General features: G+C 67.5%; 25 protein-coding genes and 1 riboswitch. Of the genes, 11 read left to right on the forward strand and 14 right to left on the reverse strand.

The annotated features are described in order from the left end of the window. Nucleotides 1-58 precede the first annotated feature (58 nt). Nucleotides 59-196, reverse strand: a riboswitch (S-adenosyl-L-homocysteine riboswitch). The 5 genes from CAL26_RS25580 to leuC form a co-directional block, all read right to left on the reverse strand. Continuing rightward, nucleotides 189-1,232 (reverse strand): glycosyltransferase family 4 protein, encoded by a 1,044-nt coding sequence (locus CAL26_RS25580; RefSeq protein ID WP_094849438.1) that lies wholly within the window; start codon nt 1,230-1,232, stop codon nt 189-191. (Overlaps the previous riboswitch by 8 nt.) A gap of 101 nt (nt 1,233-1,333) precedes the next feature. Continuing rightward, on the reverse strand, nt 1,334-1,561 hold the full coding sequence (locus CAL26_RS25585; protein ID WP_094849439.1) for a DUF1289 domain-containing protein: 228 nt from the start codon (nt 1,559-1,561) through the stop codon (nt 1,334-1,336). A 41-nt stretch (nt 1,562-1,602) separates the two neighbouring features. After that, nucleotides 1,603-2,514: an alpha/beta fold hydrolase gene (locus CAL26_RS25590; protein WP_094849440.1), complete on the reverse strand. Its 912-nt coding sequence runs from the start codon at nt 2,512-2,514 to the stop codon at nt 1,603-1,605. 60 nt (nt 2,515-2,574) lie between these two features. Beyond that, complete coding sequence (leuD, locus tag CAL26_RS25595) at nt 2,575-3,234, reverse strand: 3-isopropylmalate dehydratase small subunit (RefSeq protein ID WP_256988585.1); 660 nt, start codon at nt 3,232-3,234, stop codon at nt 2,575-2,577. Then, entirely contained in the window at nt 3,227-4,654 is a 1,428-nt protein-coding gene (gene leuC, locus CAL26_RS25600) for a 3-isopropylmalate dehydratase large subunit (protein ID WP_094849441.1), read from the reverse strand. The genes leuD and leuC overlap by 8 nt, the downstream gene beginning before the upstream one ends. A gap of 97 nt (nt 4,655-4,751) precedes the next feature. Here leuC and CAL26_RS25605 point away from each other — a divergent pair, with 97 nt between their 5' ends. Beyond that, nucleotides 4,752-5,675 (forward strand): LysR family transcriptional regulator, encoded by a 924-nt coding sequence (locus tag CAL26_RS25605; protein ID WP_094849442.1) that lies wholly within the window; start codon nt 4,752-4,754, stop codon nt 5,673-5,675. Nucleotides 5,676-5,708: 33 nt separating this feature from the next. On the opposite strand, the gene CAL26_RS25610 is transcribed toward CAL26_RS25605, so the two are convergent. The 6 genes from CAL26_RS25610 to metK all read right to left on the reverse strand — a co-directional run bounded on the left by CAL26_RS25610 (nt 5,709) and on the right by metK (nt 11,513). Beyond that, on the reverse strand, nt 5,709-7,388 hold the full coding sequence (locus CAL26_RS25610; RefSeq protein WP_094849443.1) for an ATP-binding protein: 1,680 nt from the start codon (nt 7,386-7,388) through the stop codon (nt 5,709-5,711). Beyond that, on the reverse strand, nt 7,385-8,404 hold the full coding sequence (locus tag CAL26_RS25615; protein ID WP_094849444.1) for an ATP-binding SpoIIE family protein phosphatase: 1,020 nt from the start codon (nt 8,402-8,404) through the stop codon (nt 7,385-7,387). Before CAL26_RS25615 ends, CAL26_RS25610 begins: the two co-directional genes overlap by 4 nt. Next, a complete protein-coding gene (locus CAL26_RS25620) occupies nt 8,389-8,805 on the reverse strand; it encodes an anti-sigma regulatory factor (RefSeq protein ID WP_373454507.1) in 417 nt (138 codons plus the stop codon). Before CAL26_RS25620 ends, CAL26_RS25615 begins: the two co-directional genes overlap by 16 nt. After that, a complete protein-coding gene (locus CAL26_RS25625) occupies nt 8,802-9,176 on the reverse strand; it encodes an STAS domain-containing protein (protein WP_094849445.1) in 375 nt (124 codons plus the stop codon). The genes CAL26_RS25620 and CAL26_RS25625 overlap by 4 nt, the downstream gene beginning before the upstream one ends. Nucleotides 9,177-9,180: 4 nt before the next feature. Beyond that, nucleotides 9,181-10,047 carry an STAS domain-containing protein gene (locus CAL26_RS25630; RefSeq protein WP_094849446.1) on the reverse strand — a complete coding sequence of 289 codons (867 nt, stop codon included), beginning with the start codon at nt 10,045-10,047 and terminating at the stop codon, nt 9,181-9,183. 302 nt (nt 10,048-10,349) lie between these two features. Then, on the reverse strand, nt 10,350-11,513 hold the full coding sequence (gene metK, locus CAL26_RS25635; RefSeq protein ID WP_094849447.1) for a methionine adenosyltransferase: 1,164 nt from the start codon (nt 11,511-11,513) through the stop codon (nt 10,350-10,352). Nucleotides 11,514-11,779: 266 nt separating this feature from the next. Between metK and CAL26_RS25640 the strand changes: the two genes are divergently transcribed. Genes CAL26_RS25640 through xerC form a run of 5 tightly spaced genes read left to right on the forward strand, consistent with a single transcriptional unit; the run spans nt 11,780 to nt 16,144 of the window. Continuing rightward, nucleotides 11,780-12,658, forward strand: a complete 879-nt coding sequence (locus CAL26_RS25640; protein ID WP_094850087.1) for a lysophospholipid acyltransferase family protein — start codon at nt 11,780-11,782, stop codon at nt 12,656-12,658. Further along, nucleotides 12,655-13,545, forward strand: coding sequence for a lysophospholipid acyltransferase family protein (locus CAL26_RS25645; protein WP_094849448.1), 891 nt, complete (start codon nt 12,655-12,657; stop codon nt 13,543-13,545). Before CAL26_RS25640 ends, CAL26_RS25645 begins: the two co-directional genes overlap by 4 nt. Before the next feature lie 34 nt (nt 13,546-13,579). Beyond that, nucleotides 13,580-14,497: a diaminopimelate epimerase gene (dapF, locus tag CAL26_RS25650; RefSeq protein WP_094850088.1), complete on the forward strand. Its 918-nt coding sequence runs from the start codon at nt 13,580-13,582 to the stop codon at nt 14,495-14,497. A gap of 19 nt (nt 14,498-14,516) precedes the next feature. Continuing rightward, nucleotides 14,517-15,176 carry a DUF484 family protein gene (locus tag CAL26_RS25655; RefSeq protein WP_094849449.1) on the forward strand — a complete coding sequence of 220 codons (660 nt, stop codon included), beginning with the start codon at nt 14,517-14,519 and terminating at the stop codon, nt 15,174-15,176. A gap of 14 nt (nt 15,177-15,190) precedes the next feature. Further along, nucleotides 15,191-16,144, forward strand: coding sequence for a tyrosine recombinase XerC (gene xerC / locus CAL26_RS25660; protein WP_094849450.1), 954 nt, complete (start codon nt 15,191-15,193; stop codon nt 16,142-16,144). A gap of 70 nt (nt 16,145-16,214) precedes the next feature. Here the strand turns inward: xerC and CAL26_RS25665 are convergent, their stop codons facing one another. The 3 genes from CAL26_RS25665 to aztA are packed head-to-tail and all read right to left on the reverse strand — an operon-like array spanning nt 16,215 to nt 18,945. Then, entirely contained in the window at nt 16,215-17,321 is a 1,107-nt protein-coding gene (locus tag CAL26_RS25665) for a metal ABC transporter substrate-binding protein (protein WP_256988586.1), read from the reverse strand. A 20-nt stretch (nt 17,322-17,341) separates the two neighbouring features. Beyond that, complete coding sequence (locus CAL26_RS25670) at nt 17,342-18,214, reverse strand: metal ABC transporter permease (protein ID WP_094849451.1); 873 nt, start codon at nt 18,212-18,214, stop codon at nt 17,342-17,344. Beyond that, the gene (aztA, locus tag CAL26_RS25675) at nt 18,211-18,945 is read right to left on the reverse strand and encodes a zinc ABC transporter ATP-binding protein AztA (RefSeq protein WP_094849452.1); all 735 of its coding nucleotides are present in this window, start codon (nt 18,943-18,945) and stop codon (nt 18,211-18,213) included. Before aztA ends, CAL26_RS25670 begins: the two co-directional genes overlap by 4 nt. Nucleotides 18,946-19,277: 332 nt before the next feature. Between aztA and CAL26_RS25680 the strand changes: the two genes are divergently transcribed. The 5 genes from CAL26_RS25680 (at nt 19,278) to hslU (ending at nt 23,859) form a co-directional block, all read left to right on the forward strand. After that, nucleotides 19,278-19,808 (forward strand): Fur family transcriptional regulator, encoded by a 531-nt coding sequence (locus CAL26_RS25680; RefSeq protein WP_094849453.1) that lies wholly within the window; start codon nt 19,278-19,280, stop codon nt 19,806-19,808. A gap of 348 nt (nt 19,809-20,156) precedes the next feature. Next, nucleotides 20,157-21,260, forward strand: a complete 1,104-nt coding sequence (locus CAL26_RS25685) for a CobW family GTP-binding protein (RefSeq protein WP_094849454.1) — start codon at nt 20,157-20,159, stop codon at nt 21,258-21,260. 49 nt (nt 21,261-21,309) lie between these two features. Further along, nucleotides 21,310-21,774, forward strand: coding sequence for an RNA polymerase-binding protein DksA (gene dksA / locus CAL26_RS25690; protein WP_086067378.1), 465 nt, complete (start codon nt 21,310-21,312; stop codon nt 21,772-21,774). 185 nt (nt 21,775-21,959) lie between these two features. Then, entirely contained in the window at nt 21,960-22,499 is a 540-nt protein-coding gene (gene hslV / locus CAL26_RS25695) for an ATP-dependent protease subunit HslV (RefSeq protein WP_086067379.1), read from the forward strand. A gap of 25 nt (nt 22,500-22,524) precedes the next feature. Beyond that, nucleotides 22,525-23,859: an ATP-dependent protease ATPase subunit HslU gene (gene hslU / locus CAL26_RS25700; RefSeq protein ID WP_094849455.1), complete on the forward strand. Its 1,335-nt coding sequence runs from the start codon at nt 22,525-22,527 to the stop codon at nt 23,857-23,859. Nucleotides 23,860-23,885: the final 26 nt, after the last annotated feature.

Consider the following 23,885-nt stretch of genomic DNA (forward strand, 5'->3'; position numbering starts at 1 on the left):
CTACGGCCGGGAACACACCATGAAGGATAGTCGCGCCCCGCCTCTGCCACGCATGCGACAAAGGTGAGCGCCGTTGCAAGCCGCCACGCCCTGCGTGGACAGCCGAACTGGTGCCTGAGCCTGGCGGGGGACATCGTGATTGCTATCTACCGCAATCGCGATCCGCGTCCACCCCGTCGCAACGCTCCTCAGGCGTGGGCGATATTGTAGCGGGTCGCCGGGGTCAGCGGAACCAGCGCGTTCAACAGATCCGTGGCGATGGCGTCCCAGGTACGGGTCAGCGCATGCTGGCGCACCCGCTCGCGGTCCAGCCCCTGCGCCCGCAGGCAGGCGTCGCGCAGGTCGTCGCGCAGACAACCGGTGACGCCTTCCTCGAGCACCGCCAGCGGCGCGTCCGTGCGGAAGGCCGCCACCGGCGTGCCGCAGGCCATCGCCTCCAGCATGACCAGGCCGAAGGTGTCGGTCAGGCTGGGGAACACGAAGACATCGGCGGCCGCGTAGTAGTTCGGCAACACGTCGTCGGCCTGCATGCCGGTGAAGCGCACGCCGGGATACTTGCGGTGCAGCCGCTCCTCATCCGGTCCGCCGCCGACCACCACCTTGCTGCCGGGCAGGTCCAGCGACAGGAAGGCGTCCAGGTTCTTCTCGCGCGCCACGCGGCCCACGCTCAGGAAGACCGGCCGCGGCAGGCCGGCGTAGATGCCGTCCGCATCGGCGCGCGTCGCGGGCTGGAAACGCTCCGCGTCCACCCCGCGCGACCATACCTGCAGATTCTTCAGGCCATGGCGCGACACCGTGTCGCGCACCGTCGGCGTCGGCACCAGCACGCGCTGCGACGGCTTGTGGAACCATTGCATGAAGCGCCACGGCAGCCAGGCCGGTATGCCCATCCTTGCCTCCAGGTAATCCGGAAACATGGTGTGGAAGGACGTGGTGAAGCGCCAGCCCCGGCGCAAGGCCATGCGGCGCGCGGCCAGGCCCAGGGGACCTTCGGTCGCGATGTGCAAGGCATCCGGCACCACGTTGCCCAGCAGCCGCTTCAGTTGCTTGCGCGGCTGGATGCACAGCCGCAGCTCGGGCTCGGACGGCGCCGGCACGGTGCGGCTGCCTTCGGGGCTGATGACGATGACCTCATGGCCCCAGCTCCGCAGGATTTTCAGCATGGTCGTCCAGGTGCGGACAACCCCGTTCACTTGCGGATGCCAGGCATCCGTAACCAGTGCGATCAGCATGGACGTTCGACCGGCCGGCAAGCCGGAGTAGCCAGAAAGCCCATATTTGGCACGGGGTTTATGACACCCTGGCGACAGTCATGACGCCGCCGGCGCCCGCGCTAGCGCCGGGGATACCCCTGCGCCTTGATGCGCTGCCATACGACCTGCTTTTCCTCTTCCGTCATGAACACCCAGTTCGCCACTTCCATGGCGGTGCGGCCGCAGCCGCGGCAGACGTCGTCGAACAGGGTGGAGCACACCGCCACGCAGGGAGAATCCGTGGCGGAAAGGGAACGGTCGGCGCCGGCGGCTGCCGGCGGGCAAAGGTCTGGAACGGGGTCGGGCATGGCCCAAGGATAGCACCGGCACGGGCGGCCCCCCCGGGACGTCAGGTCGGCTGATGCGCCGGTTCGGATTCCTGATCGAAGAAGTCCAGCGCCTCGCGGCCGATCTCGTCCGGCAGCTCTTCAGCCAGATAGTGCGCGCCATCGACGGCATGGCCGTCCACGGTGGTGGCGACGTTGCGCCATAGCGACAGCACGTCGAAATTGCGGCCGACGGCGCCGCGCGCGCCCCACAGGACACGCAACGGGCACTGCACGCGGCGGCCCGCCGCGCGATCCTGGCGGTCGTGCTCCAGGTCGATGGTGGCGGATGCCCGATAGTCCTCGCAGATACCCGTCGGCAGGCCGGGAGACGCGGCGCAGCGTTCATATTCGGCGAGCGCGCGCGGATCGAATATCGCCAGGCCGCCGGGGCGGCCGCCCATGATGGAACGCACGTAGAACACCGGGTCGTGCCCGATCATGGTTTCCGGCATGGGCGCCGGCTGGATCAGCCAGAACCAATGGTAGTAGGCCTGCGCGAAAGCGCGCGTGGTGTTCTCGTACATGTCCAGCGTGGGCGCGATATCGAGCAGCATCATGCGCCGCACGCGATCGGCGTGATCCAGCGCCAGCCGGTGCGCCACGCGCGCGCCGCGATCGTGCGCCAGGACATTGAAGCGTTCATGCCCGAGCTGCCGCATCACGTCCACCATATCGGCGGCCATGGCGCGCTTGGCCTGCGCGGCGTGGTCGGACGTGGCGTCGGGCTTGCCGCTGTCGCCATAACCGCGCAGGTCCGCCGCCACGCAGGTGTAGCGCGCGGTCAACGCCGGCCACACGAGATGCCACATCGCGCTGGTCTGCGGATGGCCGTGCAGCAGCAGCAAGGCCGGGCCTGTTCCCGCCACCCGCGCCGCGATGTGCGTGCCCTGCACGTCGAAGCGGCGCACCGGTACGTCGAAGAAAGATGCCATGGATATGTCTCCCGAAGCTTCCGCGCAGCAGCTTACCGCGCCCCTTGCGTGCGAGCCAGCCTAGGATCCGGCAGCCGTATCGGCCGCGAGCGCCTTGCGCGCGTTGTCCTTCAGCCAGGGCCGTGCGCGCCAGTGCCGCGCTTCGTAGGCGTCGATCGCGGCCTGTTGCGCCAGCGTGGCGCCGACCATGTCACGCCCGTGCAGGAACATCTCGCGATGGCGCGCCGACAGCGCGAAATCGGCCAAGCCGCCCGATCCCGCGTCGATCCGTCCGTGCCGCACGTCGATGCGCAGGCGCGCCCGCGCGGGATCGGCCACCTGCGCCAGCAAGGCCTGCACGCGCGCCTCGTCCAGCGCGACCAGCAGCAACCCGTTGTTCATCGCGTTGGAAAAGAAAATCTCCGCGAAGCCTGGCGCGATCACCGCGCGTATGCCGTACTGCAGCAGTCCCCACACCGCGTGCTCGCGGCTGGACCCGCAACCGAAGTTCGGTCCGCCCACCAGGATGGACGCCTGCCGCCAGGGCATGCGGTTCAGGATGAACTCGGGCTTTTCCGCGCCGGTTTCGTCGAAGCGCATGTCGTAAAGCAAGCCCCTGTCCAGCCCCCGCTTGTCGATGCCGCGCAGGAACTGCTTGGGCATGATCTGGTCGGTATCGAGATTGCTGTAGGGCAGCGGCGCGGCGCAGCCTTCGATGATGTCCATGCCGGCGTTATTCATGGCGTTCCTGCCCCAAGGTGCGCACGTCGGTGATGCAGCCCGCCAGCGCCGCCGCGGCGGCCATCAAGGGACTCATCAGATGCGTGCGGCCGCCGCGTCCCTGGCGGCCTTCGAAGTTGCGATTGGTGGTGGACGCGCAGCGCTCGCCAGGGGCCAGCGCGTCGTCGTTCATGGCCAGGCACATGGAACAACCGGGCTGGCGCCATTCGAAGCCGGCATCGATCAGCTGCCGCGCGATCCCTTCCGCCTCGGCCTGCCGCCGCACCGCGCCGGAACCTGGCACCACCATCGCACGCACACCGTGCGCCACGCGGCGGCCGCGCACCAGCCCGGCGACCGCGCGCAGGTCTTCGATCCGCCCGTTGGTGCATGAACCGATGAACACGCGGTCCACGGGCAATCCGTCCAGGGCGTCGCCGGGCGCGAGACCCATGTAATCGATGGCCTTGCGCAGCGCCATGCGTGCGAGCGCGTCGTCCGCGCCATCCGGATCGGGCACGCTGCCGGTGACCGGAAGCGCCTGGTCGGGACTGGTGCCCCAGGTAACGTAAGGCGCGATGGCGCCGGCATCCAGCACGTGCTCCGCGTCGAAACGGGCGCCGGGGTCGGTGCGCAAGCCACGGCTATCTTCCAGCACCGCGTCCCATTCCTGCGCGGAAAGATGCCTGGCGCGGTCGCGCACATACGCCAGGGTGACCGCGTCGGGCGCGAGCAGGGCCGCGCGGGCGCCGGCCTCCACGGCCATATTGCACAGGGTCATGCGGCCCTCGGCGCTCAATGCCGCGATCGCTTCGCCGCAGAATTCCACCGCATAACCGCGCGCGCCCTGCGCGCCCAGGCGATGGACAACGTGTATCACCAGGTCCTTGGCCGTCGTGCCCGGCGGCAGCACGCCATCGACGCGCACCCGCATGGTCCGCGCCAGCCGATAGACCAGGGTCTGCGTCGCCAGGACATGCTCCACTTCCGACGTGCCGATGCCGAAACCCAGCGCCCCCAGCGCGCCATAGGTCGTCGTATGGCTGTCGCCGCACAGCACCGTCATGCCCGGCAGGATCATGCCGCGCTCCGGCGCGACAACATGCTCGATGCCCTGGCCGGGGTCGGTCGTATCGAAGAGCGCGATGCCGTGCGCGACGCAATTGCGCTTCAGGTTGCGCGCCTGCAGCGCGGATGCGGGATCCGCGATCACGCGCGCCGCGGGCGGCACCGGATGCGTGGGGATCACGTGGTCCACCACGGCCATCTGCTGTCCCGGACGCCGCACGGGGAGCGCGCGTTCGTCCAGGCCCGCGAAGGCCTGCGGACTGGTGTATTCGTTCATGATGTGCAGGTCGACGTAAAGCAGCACATGCTGGTCGTCCAGGCGTGCCACCTCATGCGTCCGGACCAGTTTCTGGTAAAGGGTCATCGCGGCCATCGCGCGGCTCCGGCATGAAAGAACCAAGGCAGTTTAGGCGCAGGCGGCTCATTTATAATCAAGCTGAAGTGGAAGCATCTTTCAATTCAATTTGATAATGGACGCGATTTCGGAACTCGCATTCTTCGCCCTGCTGGCGCGCCACGGCAACCTGTCGGCGACCGCGCGCGAGCTCGGCCTGACGCCGGCGGCGGTCAGCACCCGGCTGTCCAAGCTGGAACAGCGCCTGGGCGTGCGCCTGCTGAACCGCACTACGCGGCGCGTCAGCGTGACGGAAGAAGGCGAACGCTACCTGGCCGAAGGCGCGCGCATCCTGGACGACCTGGACGCGCTGGAACGGCGCCTGGCCGGCAGCCGGGCGCAGCCTCGCGGGCTGCTGCGCGTCAACGCCACCTTCGGCTTCGGCCGCAAGCACATCGTTCCGGCCGTTTCCGATTTCGTGCGCCGGTATCCCGACGTCGACGTCCAGATCCACCTGACGGATCGCCCCCTGCCCTTGCGCGACCATGGCTATGACGTCGGCATACGGTTCGGCGATATTCCCGACGCCAGGCTGACCGCGCGCCGTATCGCCGGCAACCGCCGGCTGCTATGCGCGGCGCCGGCCTACCTGAAGGCACATGGCACGCCGCAATCGCCGCGCGAGCTGCAACAGCATGCCTGCCTGGTCGTGCGGGAGAACGATGCCGCCTACGGCACCTGGCACCTGCAGGCCGGCCAGCGCACGGAAACCATCAAGGTCCGTGGCCCGCTGAGTTCGAACGATGGCGAAAGCGTGCTGCAATGGGCGCTCGCGGGCCACGGCATCGTCCTGCGCTCGGAATGGGAAGTCGCGCCCTATCTGCGCTCGCGCCGGCTGGCGCCGCTGCTGCAAGGCTGGATGGCGCCACCGGCTGACATACACGTGCTCTACGCGGAGCGCGGCAATCTTCCGGCCAGGGTAACGGCGTTCGTGGATTTCCTGCTGGCGCGATACGCCGGCCAGCGGCGGCGGGCGGCGCGCGGCGAACTGCTCTGGTAACCACGCACCGGCGCCGGGAACATGCCCGGCGCTTCAGGCGTCGCGGGGCACCGTCCGCAACACTTCTTCCAGCCCCGCCACGTCCACCGGCTTGGTGAGGTATTTGTTGAAGCCCGCTTTCGCCCCGCGCTCCATCATCGCGCTTGCGGTATAGCCGGACAGGGCCACCAGCATGCTGTTCGCCGCCGTCGGCGAACGTCGCAGCGCGGCGGCCACTTCGAACCCGTCCACGTCGGGCAGGCCGATATCGATGACGATCACCTGCGGCGCCAGTGCCTTGGCGCTGGCCAGGCCCGCCTCGCCGTTGCCGGCCGTGGCCACGGTATGCCCGGCATCCTGCAACAGGAGGCGCAGCGACTGTACGGCGTCTTCGTTGTCGTCGATCAGCAGCACGCGCAGGCCGCGGCCGCTGGGCGCCTGTGCCGGCGCCGGCGCGAGCACCGCCGCGTCCGGCCGCGCCAGGCGGGGCATGTCGACGATGAAGGTACTGCCCTGCCCCAGCCCTTCGCTGGCGGCGGTGACGATGCCGCCATGGGCGGCCGCCAGGCGCTGCACCAGGGTCAGGCCGATACCCAGGCCGGCGTCCGTGCGACCGAGGCTGGTATCGGCCTGCGAAAACAGGTCGAAGACGCGCGGCAGCATGTCGGCGGCGATGCCGATGCCGTTGTCCCGCACGACGATCTGCACACGGTCGTCGCTGGCCCGCACTTCCAGCTTCAACACGCCGCGCTCGGGCGTATAGCGTGCCGCGTTGTGCAGCAGATTGCTGAGGATCTGCCGGAAGCGCACGCGATCGGCGCGCACCCAGACGTCGGCGGGCGCCGGCACGTACTCCACGGTATGGCGCTTGGCATTGATGGAGCCCTGCGTCATCTCCAGGGCCTGTTCCACCAGTTCGCCGACCGGCAGCGCTTCATGGTTGAGTTCGATCTTGCCGCGGGTCACCCGCGAAACGTCCAGCAGGTCGTTGACCAAGCGGGCCAGCTGCTCGGTCTGCCGGGATACCAGCGCGGTCAGGCGGCGCGTATCTTCCGGACTGGCGTCGCGCTTGCGCTTCATCAGCTCCAGCGCGGTGCCGATCGCCGACAACGGATTGCGCAGTTCGTGCGCCAGCATCGCCAGGAACTCGTCCTTGCGTTCGTCGGCTCTTTCGAGTTCGGCCTGGCGCAAGCGCAGTTGCTCCAGGGTCAGCAGCATTTCGCGGTTCTGCTGTTCCAGCTCTTCCACCGGTGTCTGCAATTTGCGCCGCGCGAGCTTTTCGATCCGACTCGCCAGGCCCGTCGGTTCGATGGCCGGGTGCAACACGGGCAAGCGCATTTCCAGCGTGACGGTCGTGCCCTTGCCGGCCGCCGACTCGATGTGGAAGCGATCGACCAGGCGCTGCGCGCCGCTGATGCCTACCTGGACCTTGCCGTCGACCCGGTGCGTACCGGCGAGTATCGCCGGCAGCTCCGCGATGCCGGGTCCATCGTCGGCGATGGTGACGACGATGGCCTGCGGCTCCATCGGGCTGGCCGGACGGAAGGCAAAATCGATGCGGCCGCCGCGAGCGTAGTCCACCGCGTTGCGGGCGATCTCCGATACCGCTGTCACCAGGCGCGTGCGCTGCAGGTCATCCAGGCCGAACACGTCGCCAACCTGACGCGTACGGTCGCGCGCGCCCACCAGGCCCTGGTCGCTGGCGATGCGGGTGCTCAAGATTCGATGGTTCATGAATGGCAGCCTTTTGCGACGACAACGGTCGCGTCATCCGTCGACCTGGCGAAATCCCGATGCATGACGCCGGCGATCAGCGATGGGTGGCGCGCCAGCAGCGAAGCCTGCTGCGCCAGATTCCAGCGCGACGACAGGCCGTCGCTCGCCAGCACCAGCACGGACGAAGGCGTCCACGTGTACGACTGCTCGCGTATGGCGCGCACGCTGTAGCCCACGGTGCCGTCCATCGAGGGCAGCCGCCGCTGTTCATGGTCCTGGATGAGCACCGCCGAGATATTGCCGATGCCGGCGAATTCCATGGTCCCCAGCATGGGCCGTACCACGGCCACGGCCATCACCACGCCGCGCGTATGCTTGAGCTCCTTGTGCGCCGCGCGCACGACTTCGTAGGGGGTCGCGGTGCCGTCCGCCTGGTGGAACACGGCCACCGCCTGGGTGGCGGCATAGGCTGCCTGCGGGCCGTGGCCCAGCCCGTCCACCGCGACGACCCAGAAGGCACCGTCCGCCCAGCGCGCCGACCAGGCATCGCCGCAGGACTCCTGCCCAGCCTTGGCCGTGGCCAGCCCGCTGACTTCGATCGGCCGCCGGCGCGCGGGGGGCGCCGCGGCGTCCGGCGCGGTTTCCTCGAGCAATCGAGCCAGTATCGCGGTCCCTGTCCCCTGGGACGTGTAGATGTCCACATGCGAAGACAGCCGGGCGATGGAGCCCATGCCGACGCCCAGGCTGCTGCCGCTGGAATAGCCGTCGTTCATGCTTTGTTCGATCGACGCGATGCCGGGGCCTTTGTCCAGGGCCAGGATCTCCAGGCCGGCCTCGCCGGGTGTCGGACAGGGACGGACGATCACTTCGCCGCCGCGGCCGTATTTGACGAGGTTGGTCGCGAGCTCCGTGATGACCAGCGCGGCGCGGTTCTGCAGCGTTTCGGATAGTCCGTTGTTCTTCGCGGTGGCCACGGCCTGGCGCCGGGCCTCCGCGACCTGGCTCTGTTCCGTGACGCTTATCGGCGTTTCCATTGCGTCAGGCTCACGCGGGTACCTTGACCCGGTTGGGATTGCACGTCGAATTCACTCACCAGGCGCTTCGCGCCGCCCAGCCCCAGGCCCATGCTCTTCGCGGTGGAAAAACCATCGGTCAGGGCCTGCCCCAGATCGACGATGCCGGGTCCCGTATCCTCGAAGTAAAGGCGCAGGCCGCGCACGCCCTCATCGTTCACGACTTCCGTGATGGTCATGCGGCCGCCCAGGCCGTGCACCAGCGTATTGCGGCCGATTTCACTGGCCGCGGTAATGAATTTGGTGCGGTCCAGCGTCCCGAATCCCAACTGGGTCGCCCATTCCTGAACGGTGCGTCGCACCAGGCTCAGTTGATCCTGGGTACGGAGTTCAAGTACGGCCTGCCTGGCCTCGGTGATCACGCGAGGTCCGAGCCGTAGACATCGGATTGGCGCAACAGATCCATGCCCTTGTCGACGTTCAAGGCGGTCTTGATCCCGCTCAGCGACATGCCCAGTTCGATCAGGGTGATGGCCACCGCCGGGCGCATGCCGACGATGACCGTATTGGCGTCCATGATGCGTGCCATGGAAGCAATGTGGGCCAGCGTGCGGCCGATGAAGGAATCGACGATCTCCAGGGCCGAGATATCGATCAGCACGCCGCGCGCGTGCGTCCGCGACAACTGTTGCGTCAGGTCGTCCTGCAAGGTGACGGCCAACTGGTCATGCAGTTCGACCTGTATGGTCACCAGCAGGTAGTCCTGCAGCTTGAGTATCGGAATACGGTCCATGGCCTTACGCCTTGCCGCCCTGCATCCGAGCGACCTGCTGGCCGGTCTTGAACAAGGCCACGCGCAGGGCTTCCGACAGGGTCGACTTGGTGACGACGTCACCCAGCTCCACGCCCAGGTGCACGATGGTCTGGGCGATCTGCGGCCGGATGCCGCTGATGATGCACTCGGCGCCCATCAGGCGCGCCGCGGCCACCGTTTTCAGCAGATGCTGGGCCACCAGCGTATCGACCATGGGTACGCCGGTAATGTCGATGATGGCGATCGTCGCTTCGTGCTCGACGATGCCTTCCAGCAGGCTTTCCATGACGGTCTGCGTGCGCTCGCTGTCCAGCGTGCCGATCAGCGGCAGCGCCAGGATGCCGTCCCAGATCTGTACCACGGGCGTGGAAAGCTCCAGCAACTCCTGCTGCTGGCGCTGGATGATCTGTTCGCGGCCCTTCTGGTAGGCCTCCACCGTGAACAGCCCCAAGGAATCCAGGATCAACGACAGCTTCCAGAATTCATCGGCCAGGCGGCCCGGATCGTCGCCGAATTCCCGGCGCAGCGCCGACAGCAGCGGCTGCTTGAGCGAGAACACGAAGACCGCCGTGTCGGACGGCGAAAAGCCCTGCACCGCACGGCTGCGCGACAGCGCCGACAGGAAGGCGCGGACTTCATCCCACGCCGCGCCGGGCATGCGCGCGTCCATGTTGTCCTGGATGGCGGCAGCGAAGACATTCAGGAAATTGCTGGCCTGTGCGCGCAGCTCGGTGTCGTTGATCAGGCCCTTCGCATTGGACGACTCCAACTGCAATCCGATCCATTCCTTCAGGATCGTCTGCTCGGTCTCGCGCACGACGGCGGACAAACTGCTGCTGGATACGCTCACTTATTGCTCCAGGAAAGTCTCTAATTGAGTGCGGCAACGATCGACGGATCGCGCGGGCCCCGAAAGCGGGGCCAAAACGACGCACAGGTTAACAGGTCGCCAAAGAATATGTATTCGATTGCGACGACGTCGTGGCTGTAAGACACAGGAATGCGGAAGCTGCCGCTTATGGATGAGCAGCAGCTTGGCGGGACCGACCGGCGGCGACAAAAACGATGCCGCGACGTCACCGTCGCGGCATCGGGGTGAATCCTGGGCAGCGGCCTACGCCGCCGCGCCTTGCCGGCGCGCCTGGCCGGTATTCAGGCCGCTTTTTTAAGCGTGGCGACCTTGTCCGTGGCTTCCCAGCTGAACTCCGGCTCCGACCGGCCGAAGTGGCCGTAGGCGGCCGTCTTGGAATAGATCGGACGCAGCAGGTCCAGCATGTTGACGATGCCCTTGGGGCGCAGGTCGAAGTGCTCGCGCACCAGCTTGGACAGTTGCTCGTCCGGGATCACGCCGGTGCCGGCCGTGTAGACCGTGATGTTGATGGGTTCGGCCACGCCGATGGCGTAGCTGACCTGCACTTCGCACTTGCGCGCCAGGCCCGCGGCCACGATGTTCTTGGCCACGTAGCGGGCGCCGTAGGCGGCGGAGCGGTCGACCTTGGACGGATCCTTGCCCGAGAACGCGCCACCGCCGTGGCGGCACGCGCCGCCGTAGGTGTCGACGATGATCTTGCGGCCGGTCAGGCCGCAATCGCCCTGCGGGCCGCCGATGACGAAGCGTCCGGTCGGGTTGACCAGGAAGCGGGTCTTGGGCGTGATCAGGCCGGCCGGGAAGCACGGCTTGATGATGTCCTCGATGACGGCTTCACGGATGGTTTCCTGGGAGACTTCCGGCGCGTGCTGGGTGGACAGCACCACGGTGTCGACTTCGGTCGGGCGGCCGTCGACGTAGCGGAAGGTGACCTGCGACTTGGCGTCGGGACGCAGCCACGGCAGACGGCCGTCCTTGCGCAGTTCGCTCTGGCGCTGCACCAGGCGGTGCGAATACCAGATCGGCGCCGGCATCAGGTCCGGCGTTTCGTCGCAGGCATAGCCGAACATCAGGCCCTGGTCGCCGGCGCCCTGGTTCAGATAGTCTTCCGACGTGCGATCCACGCCCTGGGCGATGTCGGGCGATTGCTTGTCGTAGGCGACCAGCACCGCGCAGCCCTTGTAGTCGATGCCGTATTCGGTGTTGTCGTAGCCGATGCGGCGGATCGTGTCGCGGGCGACCTGGATGTAGTCGACGCTGGCCGAGGTGCTGATTTCGCCGGCCAGCACGACCAGGCCGGTGTTGCACAGCGTTTCCGCGGCAACGCGGGCGTTGGGATCCTGCGTGAAGATCGCGTCCAGGACGGCATCGGAGATCTGGTCGGCGACCTTGTCCGGATGGCCTTCGGAAACGGATTCGGAAGTGAAGAGAAAATCGCTATGTGCCACGGTTTTGCATTCCTTGCAGGACCGCGGGGCACTGGCCGGGGCATGGCCCGGGCCTGACCGCCAGCGGTCGGATTGACGAAGGTGCGTTGCACCTGGCTCGCAATCCGGAAAGATTTTGACCACGGCGCGACGCTTTAGCGGATTTTGCGTGCGAACCCAGCGGTAAGCCCCTGGACTGCGCGCGTCGCCCCGCAAGTTGTCGGTTAACTCGGCGACCTTTGCCATTTTAAGCGAAAATGGCGGCTTTCACCCATTACCCCCGCATGCTGCTCGTCGCCCTGTTCCGCCTGCTGGCCCGCCTGCCGCTCTCCGTGCTGCATGGCATGGGGCGTTTCTTCGGCGTTCTGGCCTATCTCTGGCCCGGCAAATACCGCCGCCGGCTGCGCGCCAACGCCGCCCAGGCCGGCTACGGCGCCCCCCGCTTCGCCCGCGAGGCCGCCGCCCAGGCCGGCGCCATGATCTTCGAAATGCCCAAGGTCTGGTTCCAGACCGACGGCTGCCTGGCGCGCGTTCGATCGGACGACGAAGCCATCGTCCAGGCCGCCCGCGCCGAAAATCGCGGCGTTCTCTTCATGACGCCCCATCTGGGGTGCTTCGAAATCATGGCGCGGCACCTGACGCGCCAGTTGCCGCTCACGGTCATGTTCCGGCCGCCACGCCAGCCCGCCCTGGCGCCGCTGCTGGATGCCGCGCGCAATACGTCCAGGCTGCGCGCCGTGCCCGCCACCATGCAGGGCGTGCGCGAATTCGTGCGCGCCCTGCGGCGCGGCGAAGGCATCGGCATGCTGCCGGACCAGGCGCCGAAGGAAGGCGACGGCGTCTGGGCGCCCTTTTTCGGCCGCATGGCCTATACCGTCACCCTGCCCGGCAAGCTGGCTTTTCCCCACGACGTCCCGGTCATCCTCACCGCCGGCGAACGGCTGCCGCGCGGACGCGGCTGGCGTGTGCACTATGTCCGCGTGCCGGGCCCCCTGCCCGCCGACGCGGCAGCCCAGGCCGCGTTGTTCAATGCCGCCATGGAAACCCTGATCCGCCGCTTTCCCCAGCAATACCTGTGGGGCTACAACCGCTACAAGACCCCGCGCGGCGCCCCACCCGCCCCGGACGCCGGCGTCGCCGTGGCCTCCGCGGATGGCATCCAATGAGCGGGATCAAGCACCGGGCCCTGGTCGCCCTGTTTTCCTGGTTCGGCCGCGTCAGCCCCGCGACGCGGCTGCGCGCCGGCGCGATCCTCACCTGGTTCACGCTGCTGTTCGCGCGCCGCCGGCGGCGCATCGTGCGCATCAACCTGGATCTCTGCTTTCCCGATGAAAGCCCGGAAACCCGCCGGCGCTGGCTGCATCAGCATTTCCGCGCGCTCTGCCAGTCCGTGGTCGACCGCGGCGTGCTGTGGTACGGCACGCCCGAGGCCATCCGCGACATGGTGACGGTATCCGGGCACGAGGAATTCCTGCGCCTGGGACGGGAAAAGCAGCCGCTGATCCTGCTGGCGCCCCACTTCATCGGCCTGGACGTGGCGGCCACGCGGCTGACGATGGAATCGCCCACCGGCGCCACCATGTATACCCCGCAGCGCGACCCGGACGTCGACGCCATCGTGCGGGCGGGCCGCCAGCGTTTCAATGAAGTGCACCTGGTCAGCCGCAAGGAAGGCGTGCGCGGGCTGATCCGCCACCTGCGCGAAGCGCGGCCGGTGTATTACCTTCCGGACATGGACTTCGGCCGCGAAGGCGCCATCTTCGTGCCCTTCTTCGGCGTGCAGGCGGCGACGATACCCGCCACCGCGCAGATCGCCCGCAAATGGCATACGCCGGTGATTCCCGTCATCGAGTTCTGGGATCCGGACACCGGCCGCTATCACGTCGACGTGCTGCCCGCGCTCGAGGATTTCCCCGGCGACGACACGCTGGAAGAAGCCACCGCGCGCCTGAACCGCGAATTGGAAACCTGGGTGCGGCGCTGCCCCAGCCAATACTATTGGGTGCATCGCCGCTTCAAGACCCGCCCGCCCGGCGAAGCCAAGGTGTACTGAAGCCCCGCGGCGCCGCATGCGTCAAGCGGCGGGATTGGGCGATAATGTCGCAATCATGTGGAACTTCACGAAAATGCACGGCGCCGGCAACGACTTCGTCGTCCTTGACGGCGTGCGCCAGGCCATCACGATGACGCCCGAACGCGCCAGGGCGCTGGGCGACCGTCACTTCGGCATCGGCGCCGACCAGATCCTGCTGGTCGAACCCGCCACCGTCGCCGACGCGGATTTCCGCTATCGCATCTTCAATTCCGACGGCAGCGAAGTCGAACATTGCGGCAACGGCGCGCGCTGCTTCGTGCGCTTCGTCCACGACACAGGCCTTTCCGACCGCAATCCGCTGCGCGCGCAGATCGCCACCGGCATCCTGGTGCTGGACGAAGGCGATGACGAACAGGTCACCGTGGACATGGGCATCACGCGTTTCGAACCGGTGGATCTGCCCTTCGACGCCGCGGGCCTGGCGTCGCGCAAGGAAGGCGTGGATACGCTCTACACCCTGCCGCTGCCCGCCGGCGATGCGCCGGCCATGCCGGCCAGCGTGGAGATCTCCGTGGTCGCCATCTCGAATCCACACGCGGTACAGGTGGTGGACGACGTCGATCGCGCGCCGGTCCATGTGATCGGCCCGGCGGTGGAGTCGCACGCGCGCTTTCCGCGCCGGGTCAACGCGGGCTTCATGCAGATCGTCGACCGCCACGACATCCGCTTGCGCGTCTACGAACGCGGCGCCGGCGAAACGCTGGCCTGCGGCACCGGCGCCTGCGCCGCGGTCGCGGCCGGCATCCGCCGCGGCCTGCTCGATACGCCGGTGCGCGTGCAGGCGCGCGGCGGCGTGCTGACGGTGGACTGGGACGGCCGCGCGCTGCGCATGACCGGCCCGGCGACCTCTGTCTACACCGGCGCGGTCGACATCGACAAGCTGGTCTTTTCCATGGCCTTGAACCGTTAAGCGAGCCGTACCGCACCCTATGACCGACAACGCCCTCAGTCCGCAACAGGTCGCCGATTTCCTGCGCGACCATCCGGATTTTTTCACCTCGCATGCCGACGTCTTCGCGGACATGCACGTGCCGCACCCGCATGGCGGCGGCGCGATATCGCTGGGTGAACGGCAGATCCTGATGCTGCGCGAACGCAATCGCGAACAGGAATGGCGCCTGAACGAGCTGATCCACAACGCCAATGCCAACGAAGGCATCAGCAGCCGGCTCACGCTATGGTGCTCCCGCCTGCTGGCCGAAACGCAGATCGACCGCATCCCCGGCGAAATCGCCCTGGGCCTGGCGCGGGAATTCGACCTGAACGAAGTCGGCCTGCGGCTGTGGCGCCTGTCCGGCATGCAGGAAAGCGGCTATGGCGAACCGGTGTCCGAAGACGTACGCACGTTCGCGGACAGCCTGAAAGCGCCCTACTGCGGCACCGATACGGAATTCGAGGCGGCCAGCTGGCTCAGCGCCAAGCCGCGCTCGCTGGCCTTGATCCCCCTGCGCCCCGGCGCGGACGCGCCCACGGTCGGACTCCTGGTGCTGGGATCCAACGACCCCGAACGCTTCGCGCCGGATATGTCCACGACCTTCCTGGACACCGTGGGCAAGCTGGCGTCGGCGGCGCTGCGCCGACTGGCCTGAGGCCTCGCCCCATCATGGACCGCCCGCTGCCCGCGCCGATGCAAGCGTGGCTGGCGCACCTTGCCGGCCAGCGCCGTTACTCGGCGCATACGCTGGACGGTTACGGGCGCGATCTGCGGCAGCTGGCTGAACTGGCCGGCGATATCCCGCTGGAACGGCTGGCGCACGGCCATATCCGTCAATTCGTGGCGCGCCTGCATGCCCGCGAGCTGGGACCGCGCAGCCTGGCGCGCGCGCTGGCGGCATGGCGCGGTTTCTACCAATGGTGGGCGCCACAGGCTGGACTGCCGGGCAATCCCGTCGCCGGCGTGCGCGCGCCCAAGGCGCCCCGGCCGCTGCCCAAGGCGCTCTCCGTCGAACAGGCCCAGGCGCTGATGGACCGCCCCGCGGCGGGCGGCGGCCACGACCCGGTGGCGCTGCGCGACCAGGCCATGCTGGAACTGCTCTATTCGAGCGGGCTGCGCTTGTCCGAACTGACCAGCCTGGACTGGCGCTACGAACGCGGCGCCGACCACACGTCGGCAAGCTGGTTGAACCTGGATGAACGGGAAGTCGTCGTGCTGGGCAAGGGCGGCAAGCAGCGCGCGGTGCCGGTGGGAGCCGCCGCGGTGCAGGCCTTGCAGGCCTGGCTGCCCGCGCGCGCGGCGCTGCTGGGCCCGCGCTCCACGCCGTCCGACGCGGCCGCGCTGTTCCTGGGGGCGCGCGGCCATCGCATCTCGCCGCGCGTCGTGCAGTCGCAACTGGCCAAGCTGGCCCGCGTCGCCGGCCTGCCCGTGCACGTGCACCCGCACGTGCTGCGCCATAGTTTCGCCAGCCACGTGCTGCAATCGGCGCAGGACCTGCGCGCCGTGCAGGAAATGCTGGGGCACGCGAACATCACCACCACGCAGGTCTATACGCGCCTGGATTTCCAGCACCTGGCCCAGGTGTACGACAAGGCGCATCCCCGCGCCGGCAGGAAATCCTGAGCCCTGCGTTTCCGGCCTGGATTCCAGGGCGGCATTTCAGGGCCGGGGTTCAGGGCTGGCGTTCAACGATTCAGGGCTTCAGCGCCGCCATGAACTGCGACAGATTCCACTGGAACATGCCCAGGTAGGTGGCGGCCGGCAAGCCCGGCCTGGCCAGCGCATCGGAATACAAGGTCCCGCCCAGCTTGGCGCCGCTTTCGTGCGCGATGCGCTGGCCCAGGCGCGGGTTGCTGACGTTCTCCAGGAACACCGCGGGCACCTTTTCACGCTTGACCTGGTCGATGATGCGCGCCAGATCGGCGGCGGAAGGCTCGGCGTCGGTGGAGATACCCATGGTCGAAATGAACGTCACGCCATACGCCTGGCCGAAGTAGCCGAAGGCATCGTGGGACGTCACCACGCGGCGCCGTTCGGGCGGCAAAGCCGCGAAGGCCTGCTTGACCTGCTTGTCCAGGGCTTCGATCCTGGCGACGTAGGCATCCGTGCGCTGCCGGTAGGCATCGGCGTGCGCCGGGTCCGCCTTGGCCAGGGCCGCGCCGATGTTGCGGGCATAGATCGCGCCATTGGCCAGGCTCTGCCAGGCGTGCGGATCGGTATGGGCATCGTGGACGTCATGCGCGCCATGAGCACCATGAGCGTCATGAGCGTCATGCCCTTCACGCGCGCCGCGTCCGGCGGAGCCGCCGCCCTGCACGCCCGCCTCGGCGGCCTGGCCGGCGACGTCATCGGCGCCGAAGTCACGCGGCTGCACGCCTTGCGACGCCACCACGGTGGCGCCCTTGAAGTTCGCGCTTTTCACCAGCCGGCCCAGCCAGGTCTCGAAATTCAGGCCGTTGACCACCAGCAGTTGTGCGGCGCTCAGGGCCCGGGCATCGGCCGGCGTCGGCTCGTACTCATGCGCGTCGCCATCGGGCCCCACCAGCGTATCGACCTGCACGTCTTCCCCGCCGATCTGCCTGGTCATATCGCCCAGGATGGAGAAACTCGCGACCACGCGCAAAGGACCGGATGCGGCATTGGCGGGCGGCGTCGCGACGCCCGATGTAGCGACGCCCGGCGTAGCGACGCCCGGCGCATCGGCCGCGTACGCGAACGCCGCGCACCAGGCCAGCGACATGCCGCCCAGCCAGGCGGCCGCCCGCCGCGCCATCGTCGATTTCAAGAATCCGATCACCATACCCGTGCCTCCAGACTGCTTCAACGCGCGGCGCCGCGCGCGCGCCGCGATAGATCCAGCAAACCGCCCTGCGGGCCGCATGCCACCGAAACCAGATAAACCACGCCCGCGCTCAGGATGATGGCCGGCGACGCCGGCAGGCTGTAGTGGTAAGAAACCAGCAGGCCAGCCAGCGACGCGGCCGCGCCCAGCAGCGCCGCCAGGGGCATCTGGCCCGCCGCGGTCCGTGTCCAGAACCGCGCGGACGCGGCGGGCAGCATCATGATGCCGACCACCATCAGCGTTCCGAGCACCTGGAAACCCGCCACCAGGTTGAACACCACCAGCATCAGGAACGCCATGTGAACCAGCGAGCCCCTGCCGCCGGAGGCGCGCAGGAAGCCGGGATCCAGGCATTCCGCCACCAGCAGGCGATACAGCCCGCCCAGCGCCAGCAAGGTAATGGTCGCGCAGGCGGTGACCAGCAGCAGCGCATCGTCGTCCAGGCCCAGCACGGTGCCGAACAGCACGTGCAGCAGATCCATGTTCGAGCCGCGCAGCGACACCAGCAATACGCCCAGCCCCAGCGAAATCAGATAGAACGCCGCGAAACTGGCGTCTTCGCGCAAAGGCGTCAGGCGCGACACCAGCCCGGCCAGCAGGGCCACCGCCAGGCCCGTGACGATGCCGCCCAGCAGCATCGCGCTCAGCGACAGGCCGGACAGCAGGAATCCGGCGGCCACGCCGGGCAGGATGGCATGCGACATGGCATCGCCCATCAGGCTCATGCGGCGCAGGACCAGGAACACGCCCAATGGGGCGGCGCCGAACGCCAGGGCGAACGAGCCCGCCAGCGCGCGGCGCATGAAGCCGTAATCCAGGAAGGGCGATACCACCCAGTCGACCAGGGTCATGCCAGCTCCCGATCGCGCAGTTGCCGGGCCGTGCGCAGATTGGCGTCCGTCAGGACCTCCGCCGTCGGCCCCCAGGCAACGACATCGCCGGACAGCAACAGGGTGTGCGGAAAATGCGCGCGCACCAGCTCCAGGTCGTGCAGCACCGCGACGATGGTGCGCCCCTGCCCATGGCATGCGGCCAGCAGCCGCATCAAGTCGTCAACGGTGTGGGAGTCCACCGCCGCGAACGGTTCGTCCAGCAAGAGCACGTCGGCATCCTGCAGCAGCAATCGCGCGAACAGGGCGCGCTGCAACTGCCCGCCGGACAGCGTGCCGACGATGCGATCGCCCGCGCCGCCCAGGCCGACCGCTTCCAGCGCCTGCCGCACGCGTTCGCGTTCGTCCGCGCCATAGCGGCGCCAGGCGCCGACCCTGCGCCAGGCGCCCATCGCCACCAGCTCATGGACGGTGATGGGGAAACTCTTGTCCAGCTCGGCCGCCTGCGGCAGCCAGGCCAGATCGCGGCGTCCCGCGCCGCTCACGGTCACGCGCCCCGACATCGGCCGCAGCACGCCCATCACGCCCTTGATCAGGGTGGACTTGCCCGCGCCATTCGGCCCGACGATCGCCGTCATCGTCCCGGGCATGAAACTGCCGCTGACCTCGTTCACCGCGCGACGTCCCCGCCAGCCGAAGGATGCCGCTTCCAGCGAGATGCGCGCCGGCGCGCGCGCCGTCTCTACCACCATCCCATCGCCCACGCGGTAAGTCCCCACAGGGCGCCGCTGACCAACACCGCCGCGGCCATGCGTTGCGCGGCGGAGGCCAGCAGCCAGGAGCCGTGTCCCGCGAGACGCGGGCGGCGCGCGGTGGATGAGCTGGGGGGAATGGGATCGGAAGTCATCGGGGTCAGGCAGGGAAACGGATGGATGGCCCCGGGGGCAAGCCGCGGCGACGCATTGTTATATCATAACAAAACCAACCGCTTCGCCGGACGCCATACCGGCCGGAGCCTGGCCGGCGATCAGGTCGGGTATCCTCTATCCCGTCCACGCCCGGCCCTCCACGGCCCGCTCGCCTTATGCCCACTTCCACCCCAACGTCTGAACCCGATAGCGTCGGCGCCCAACTGGATCTCGCCGAAACGCTGTGCGCGCAACGCGGCCGGCGCCTGACGCCGATACGGCGCAAAGTGCTGGAGCTGCTGCTGCGCCACGGCCGCAGCCTGAAGGCCTACGACCTGCTGGAGGCCATGCGGGCCGTGCATCCAGGCGCGGCGCCGCCCACGGTCTACCGCGCGCTGGACTTCCTGATGGATGAAGGACTCATCCATCGATTGGATGCCGTCAATGCCTGGACGGCCTGCCATGACGCCGGCGGCGCGCCGCACGACCTGCTCGTCGTCTGCACCGGCTGCGGCGCGGTGGCGGAAGTCAACGATCCGGCCATGGGCCGCCAACTGGCCGAACGCGTCGCCCATACCGGCTACGCCCTGACGTCGCACGAAACCGAGATCCGCGCCTTGTGCCCCGCCTGCCAGCAACAGCGCGCGGCCGGCGCTGCGGACCACGCCGCGCATGGGGATGGCCATGCCCATCCGCATCGCCATTGAACGCGGCTGGTCCCTTGGCACGCCATACGATGGAGCGGCGCGACCGCGCCGGCACGACGCAGTCGCGCGCACCCGATGGGGCTCCTGCGTTCTATGGATAAAGGATTACGGATAATTTCCGATCCTGGTGTTGAAATCCCCACATCTGCCCCCATTTGGCTGCAATCTTCCTTTAAACCAGGGTAGGCCCGGGGTTTGCCCGGCGTCGCCGACTGTGCTGTAATCCTGCGTCCGGGCGGGAAGGCAGCCCCTGAGACGGCGGCCACGACACCCACGCCCCCCGCGCTTCGCGCAAGGCCCAGGCGACACGCCAGGGCGTTACGCCGAAGCATTGAATCGGCAGTCATTATGAATACCTTGCGCAGTCTGGACGAAATGGTCCCCGTCACGATCCTTACCGGCTTTCTGGGTGCGGGCAAGACCACGCTGCTGAAACGCATCCTGACCGAATACCACGGCCGCCGCGTCGCGGTCATCGAAAACGAATTCGGACCGGAAAGCATCGACAACGACCTGCTGGTGCAGGACAGCGACGAAGAAATCGTCGAGCTCAGCAATGGCTGCGTGTGCTGCACCGTGCGCGGCGACCTGATGCGCACGCTGAGCGACCTGAAGGCCAAGCGCCAGGCAGGCGAACTGAAATTCGAACGCGTCATCCTGGAAACCACCGGGATGGCCAATCCTGGCCCGGTGTGCCAGACGTTCTTCATGGACGACGACATCGCCGAATACTATCGGCTGGACGCCGTCGTCACGGTGGTCGACGCCAAGCACGGCATGGCCACGCTGGACGCGCAGGAAGAATCGCAGAAGCAGATCGGCTTCGCCGACCGCATCCTGATTTCCAAGCGCGACCTGGTGAACGACGCCGACTACGAAGCGCTGCGCGCGCGCGTCGTGCGCATCAATCCGCGCGCGCCCATCACGCCCGTCAACTTCGGCGAAGTGGACCTGAAGTCCATCATCGACATCAGCGGCTTCAACCTGAACTCGATCCTGGACATCGATCCGGAATTCCTCGACCAGGAGCACCCCGACGCCCGCCACGACCATGATCACGATCACGACCATGCTCATGATCATGACGGCGACTGCGGCCCGGGATGCGGTCACGAGCATCACCACCATCATCACGCGCACCACAACGACGAGATCGGCGCCTTCGTGTTCCGGTCCAACAAGCCGTTCGACCCCGTCCGCCTGGAAGAATTCCTGGGCGGCGTGGTCCAGGTGTACGGCCCCGATCTGCTGCGCTACAAGGGCATCCTCTATATGAAAGGGGTGAACCGGCGCATGCTGTTTCAGGGCGTGCACATGATGATGGGCGCCGAGCCCGGCAAACCCTGGACGGCCAGCGAAAAGCCGTCTACCAAGATGGTCTTCATCGGCCGCAAACTGCCCCAGGAAATATTCACCCGGGGACTGGAGCAGTGCCTGGCGGGCGCGTCCTGATCATTGGGACACGACCCCTCAGGTCCGATTCATAGTGTGGAGTACTTTCATGGCTACCAAGGCAGCAACGAAAAAATCAAGCAAGTCGACGAACGAGACGCCGGTTGATCTGCCCAGCGAACAAGAATTGCTGGCCATGCCCGAATCCGACTACATGAACGATCGCCAACTGGCGTTCTTCAAGGATCGGTTGAAGCAGCTGGAGCAGGACATCCTGAACAACGCCGGCGAGACCACGGAACACCTGCGCGAAACGCAGTTCGTTCCCGATCCCGCCGACCGCGCCACCATCGAAGAAGAACACGCGCTGGAACTGCGCACGCGCGATCGCGAGCGCAAGCTGCTCAAGAAAGTGCAGCAGTCCATCGCCCGCATCGACAGCGGCGAATACGGCTGGTGCGAGGAAACCGGTGAACCCATCGGTATTCCCCGCCTGCTGGCACGTCCCACGGCCACCCTGTCGCTGGAAGCGCAGGAACGCCGCGAGATGCGCCAGAAGCTGTACGGCGACTGATCAGGCACCACGCCGCGCAAGGGCCGGATCCGCAAGGGGTCCGGCCCTTTTTCTTTGGCGCGGCGCGCGGCGGGCTGTCGGAGATAACCTTGAATCCTCGTCCCGCCGACCCCATATGCGATCGTTCAGGCACCCGCTCAATGTTTCCAGGTGTGCCGTCCGCCTCGGCGCGAAGGAAAGCAATCATGGATCAATATCACGGCACCACCATCGTCAGCGTGCGGCGCGGCAATCGCGTCGCGCTGGGCGGCGATGGCCAGGTCACCCTCGGCAACATCGTCATCAAGGGGACGGCGCGCAAGATCCGCCGCCTCTATCACGACAAGATCCTGGCCGGCTTCGCCGGCGCCACCGCGGACGCCTTTACCCTGCAGGAACGCTTCGAAGCCAAGCTGGAAAAGCATCAGGGGCACCTGATGCGCGCCGCGGTCGAGCTCACGCGCGACTGGCGCACCGACCGCGTGCTGCGCCGCCTGGAAGCCATGCTGATCGTGGCCGACCGCGACCACACGCTGGTGCTGACCGGCAACGGCGACGTGCTGGAACCCGAACACGGCCTGGCCGCCATCGGCTCCGGCGGCGCCTATGCCCAATCGGCCGCGCGCGCCCTGCTCGATCACACGGATATGTCGCCCGAGGAAATCGTCAAGAAGTCGCTGGAGATCGCCGGCGAGATCTGCATCTATACCAACCAGAACCACCTGATCGAAACGCTGGGCGAATAAGCCAGCCGCGCCCAAGGATACAAGCATGTCCGCAACGTCCATGACTCCCGGGGAAATCGTCTCCGAACTCGACAAATACATCGTCGGCCAGAACCGCGCCAAGCGCTCCGTCGCGGTCGCCTTGCGCAATCGCTGGCGCCGGCAGCAGGTGGCCGAGCCGCTGCGCCATGAAATCCACCCCAAGAACATCCTGATGATCGGACCGACGGGCGTGGGCAAGACCGAGATCGCGCGGCGCCTGGCCAAGCTGGCCAATGCGCCCTTCATCAAGATCGAAGCCACCAAGTTCACCGAAGTGGGCTACGTCGGCCGCGACGTCGACACCATCATCCGCGACCTGACGGAATACTCCATCAAGCAGACGCGCGAACTGGAAATGCGCCGTGTCCGCTCGCAGGCCGAAGACGCCGCCGAAGACCGCATCCTGGACGCCCTGGTGCCGCCGCCGCGCACCGCCAGCGGCGATCCCGACCGCAACGAGGAAAGCAGCGCGCGCCAGACCTTCCGCAAGCGCCTGCGCGAAGGCAAGATCGATGACCTGGAAGTGGACATCGAAGTCGCCCAGCCCATGCCGCAGATGGACATCATGGGCCCGCCCGGCATGGAAGAAATGACGGAGCAGCTGCGCGGCATGTTCGCCGGCCTGGCGCGCGACAAGAAAAAGTCGCGCAAGCTCAAGGTCAAGGAAGCCTACAAGCTGCTGATCGAAGAAGAAGCCGCCAAGCGCGTCAATGAAGACGACCTGCGCAGCGCCGCCATCGCCAACGTCGAACAGAACGGCATCGTGTTCCTGGACGAGATCGACAAGATCGCCGCGCGCCAGGAAAGCGGCGGCGCCGAAGTTTCCCGGCAGGGCGTGCAGCGCGATCTGCTGCCGCTGGTGGAAGGCACCACGGTGAACACGCGCTATGGCATGGTGCGCACCGACCACATCCTGTTCATCGCCTCGGGCGCCTTCCATCTGGCCAAGCCGTCCGACCTGATCCCGGAACTGCAAGGCCGCTTCCCCATACGCGTCGAGCTCGATTCGCTGTCCGCGGCGGACTTCGTGCGCATCCTCTCGGACACCGACGCGTCGCTGACCAAGCAGTACACGGCCCTGCTGGCCACCGAGGACGTCCAGCTGGAGTTCACCGACGAAGGCATACAGCGGCTGGCCGAGCTGGCGTTCAGCGTGAACGAAAAGACCGAAAACATCGGCGCGCGACGGCTGTACACCGTCATGGAAAAGCTGCTGGAAGATCTGTCGTTCGACGCCACGGCCAGCTCCGGCGGCGTGGTGCGCATCGACGCGGCCTACGTTGACGACAAGCTGGCGGAAGCCGCCGGCAGCCAGGACCTGGCGCGCTACGTGTTGTGATCCGCGGGGAACCGCCGGGGAAACGC

Source organism: Bordetella genomosp. 9, from assembly GCF_002261425.1.
Taxonomy (GTDB): domain Bacteria; phylum Pseudomonadota; class Gammaproteobacteria; order Burkholderiales; family Burkholderiaceae_B; genus Bordetella_C.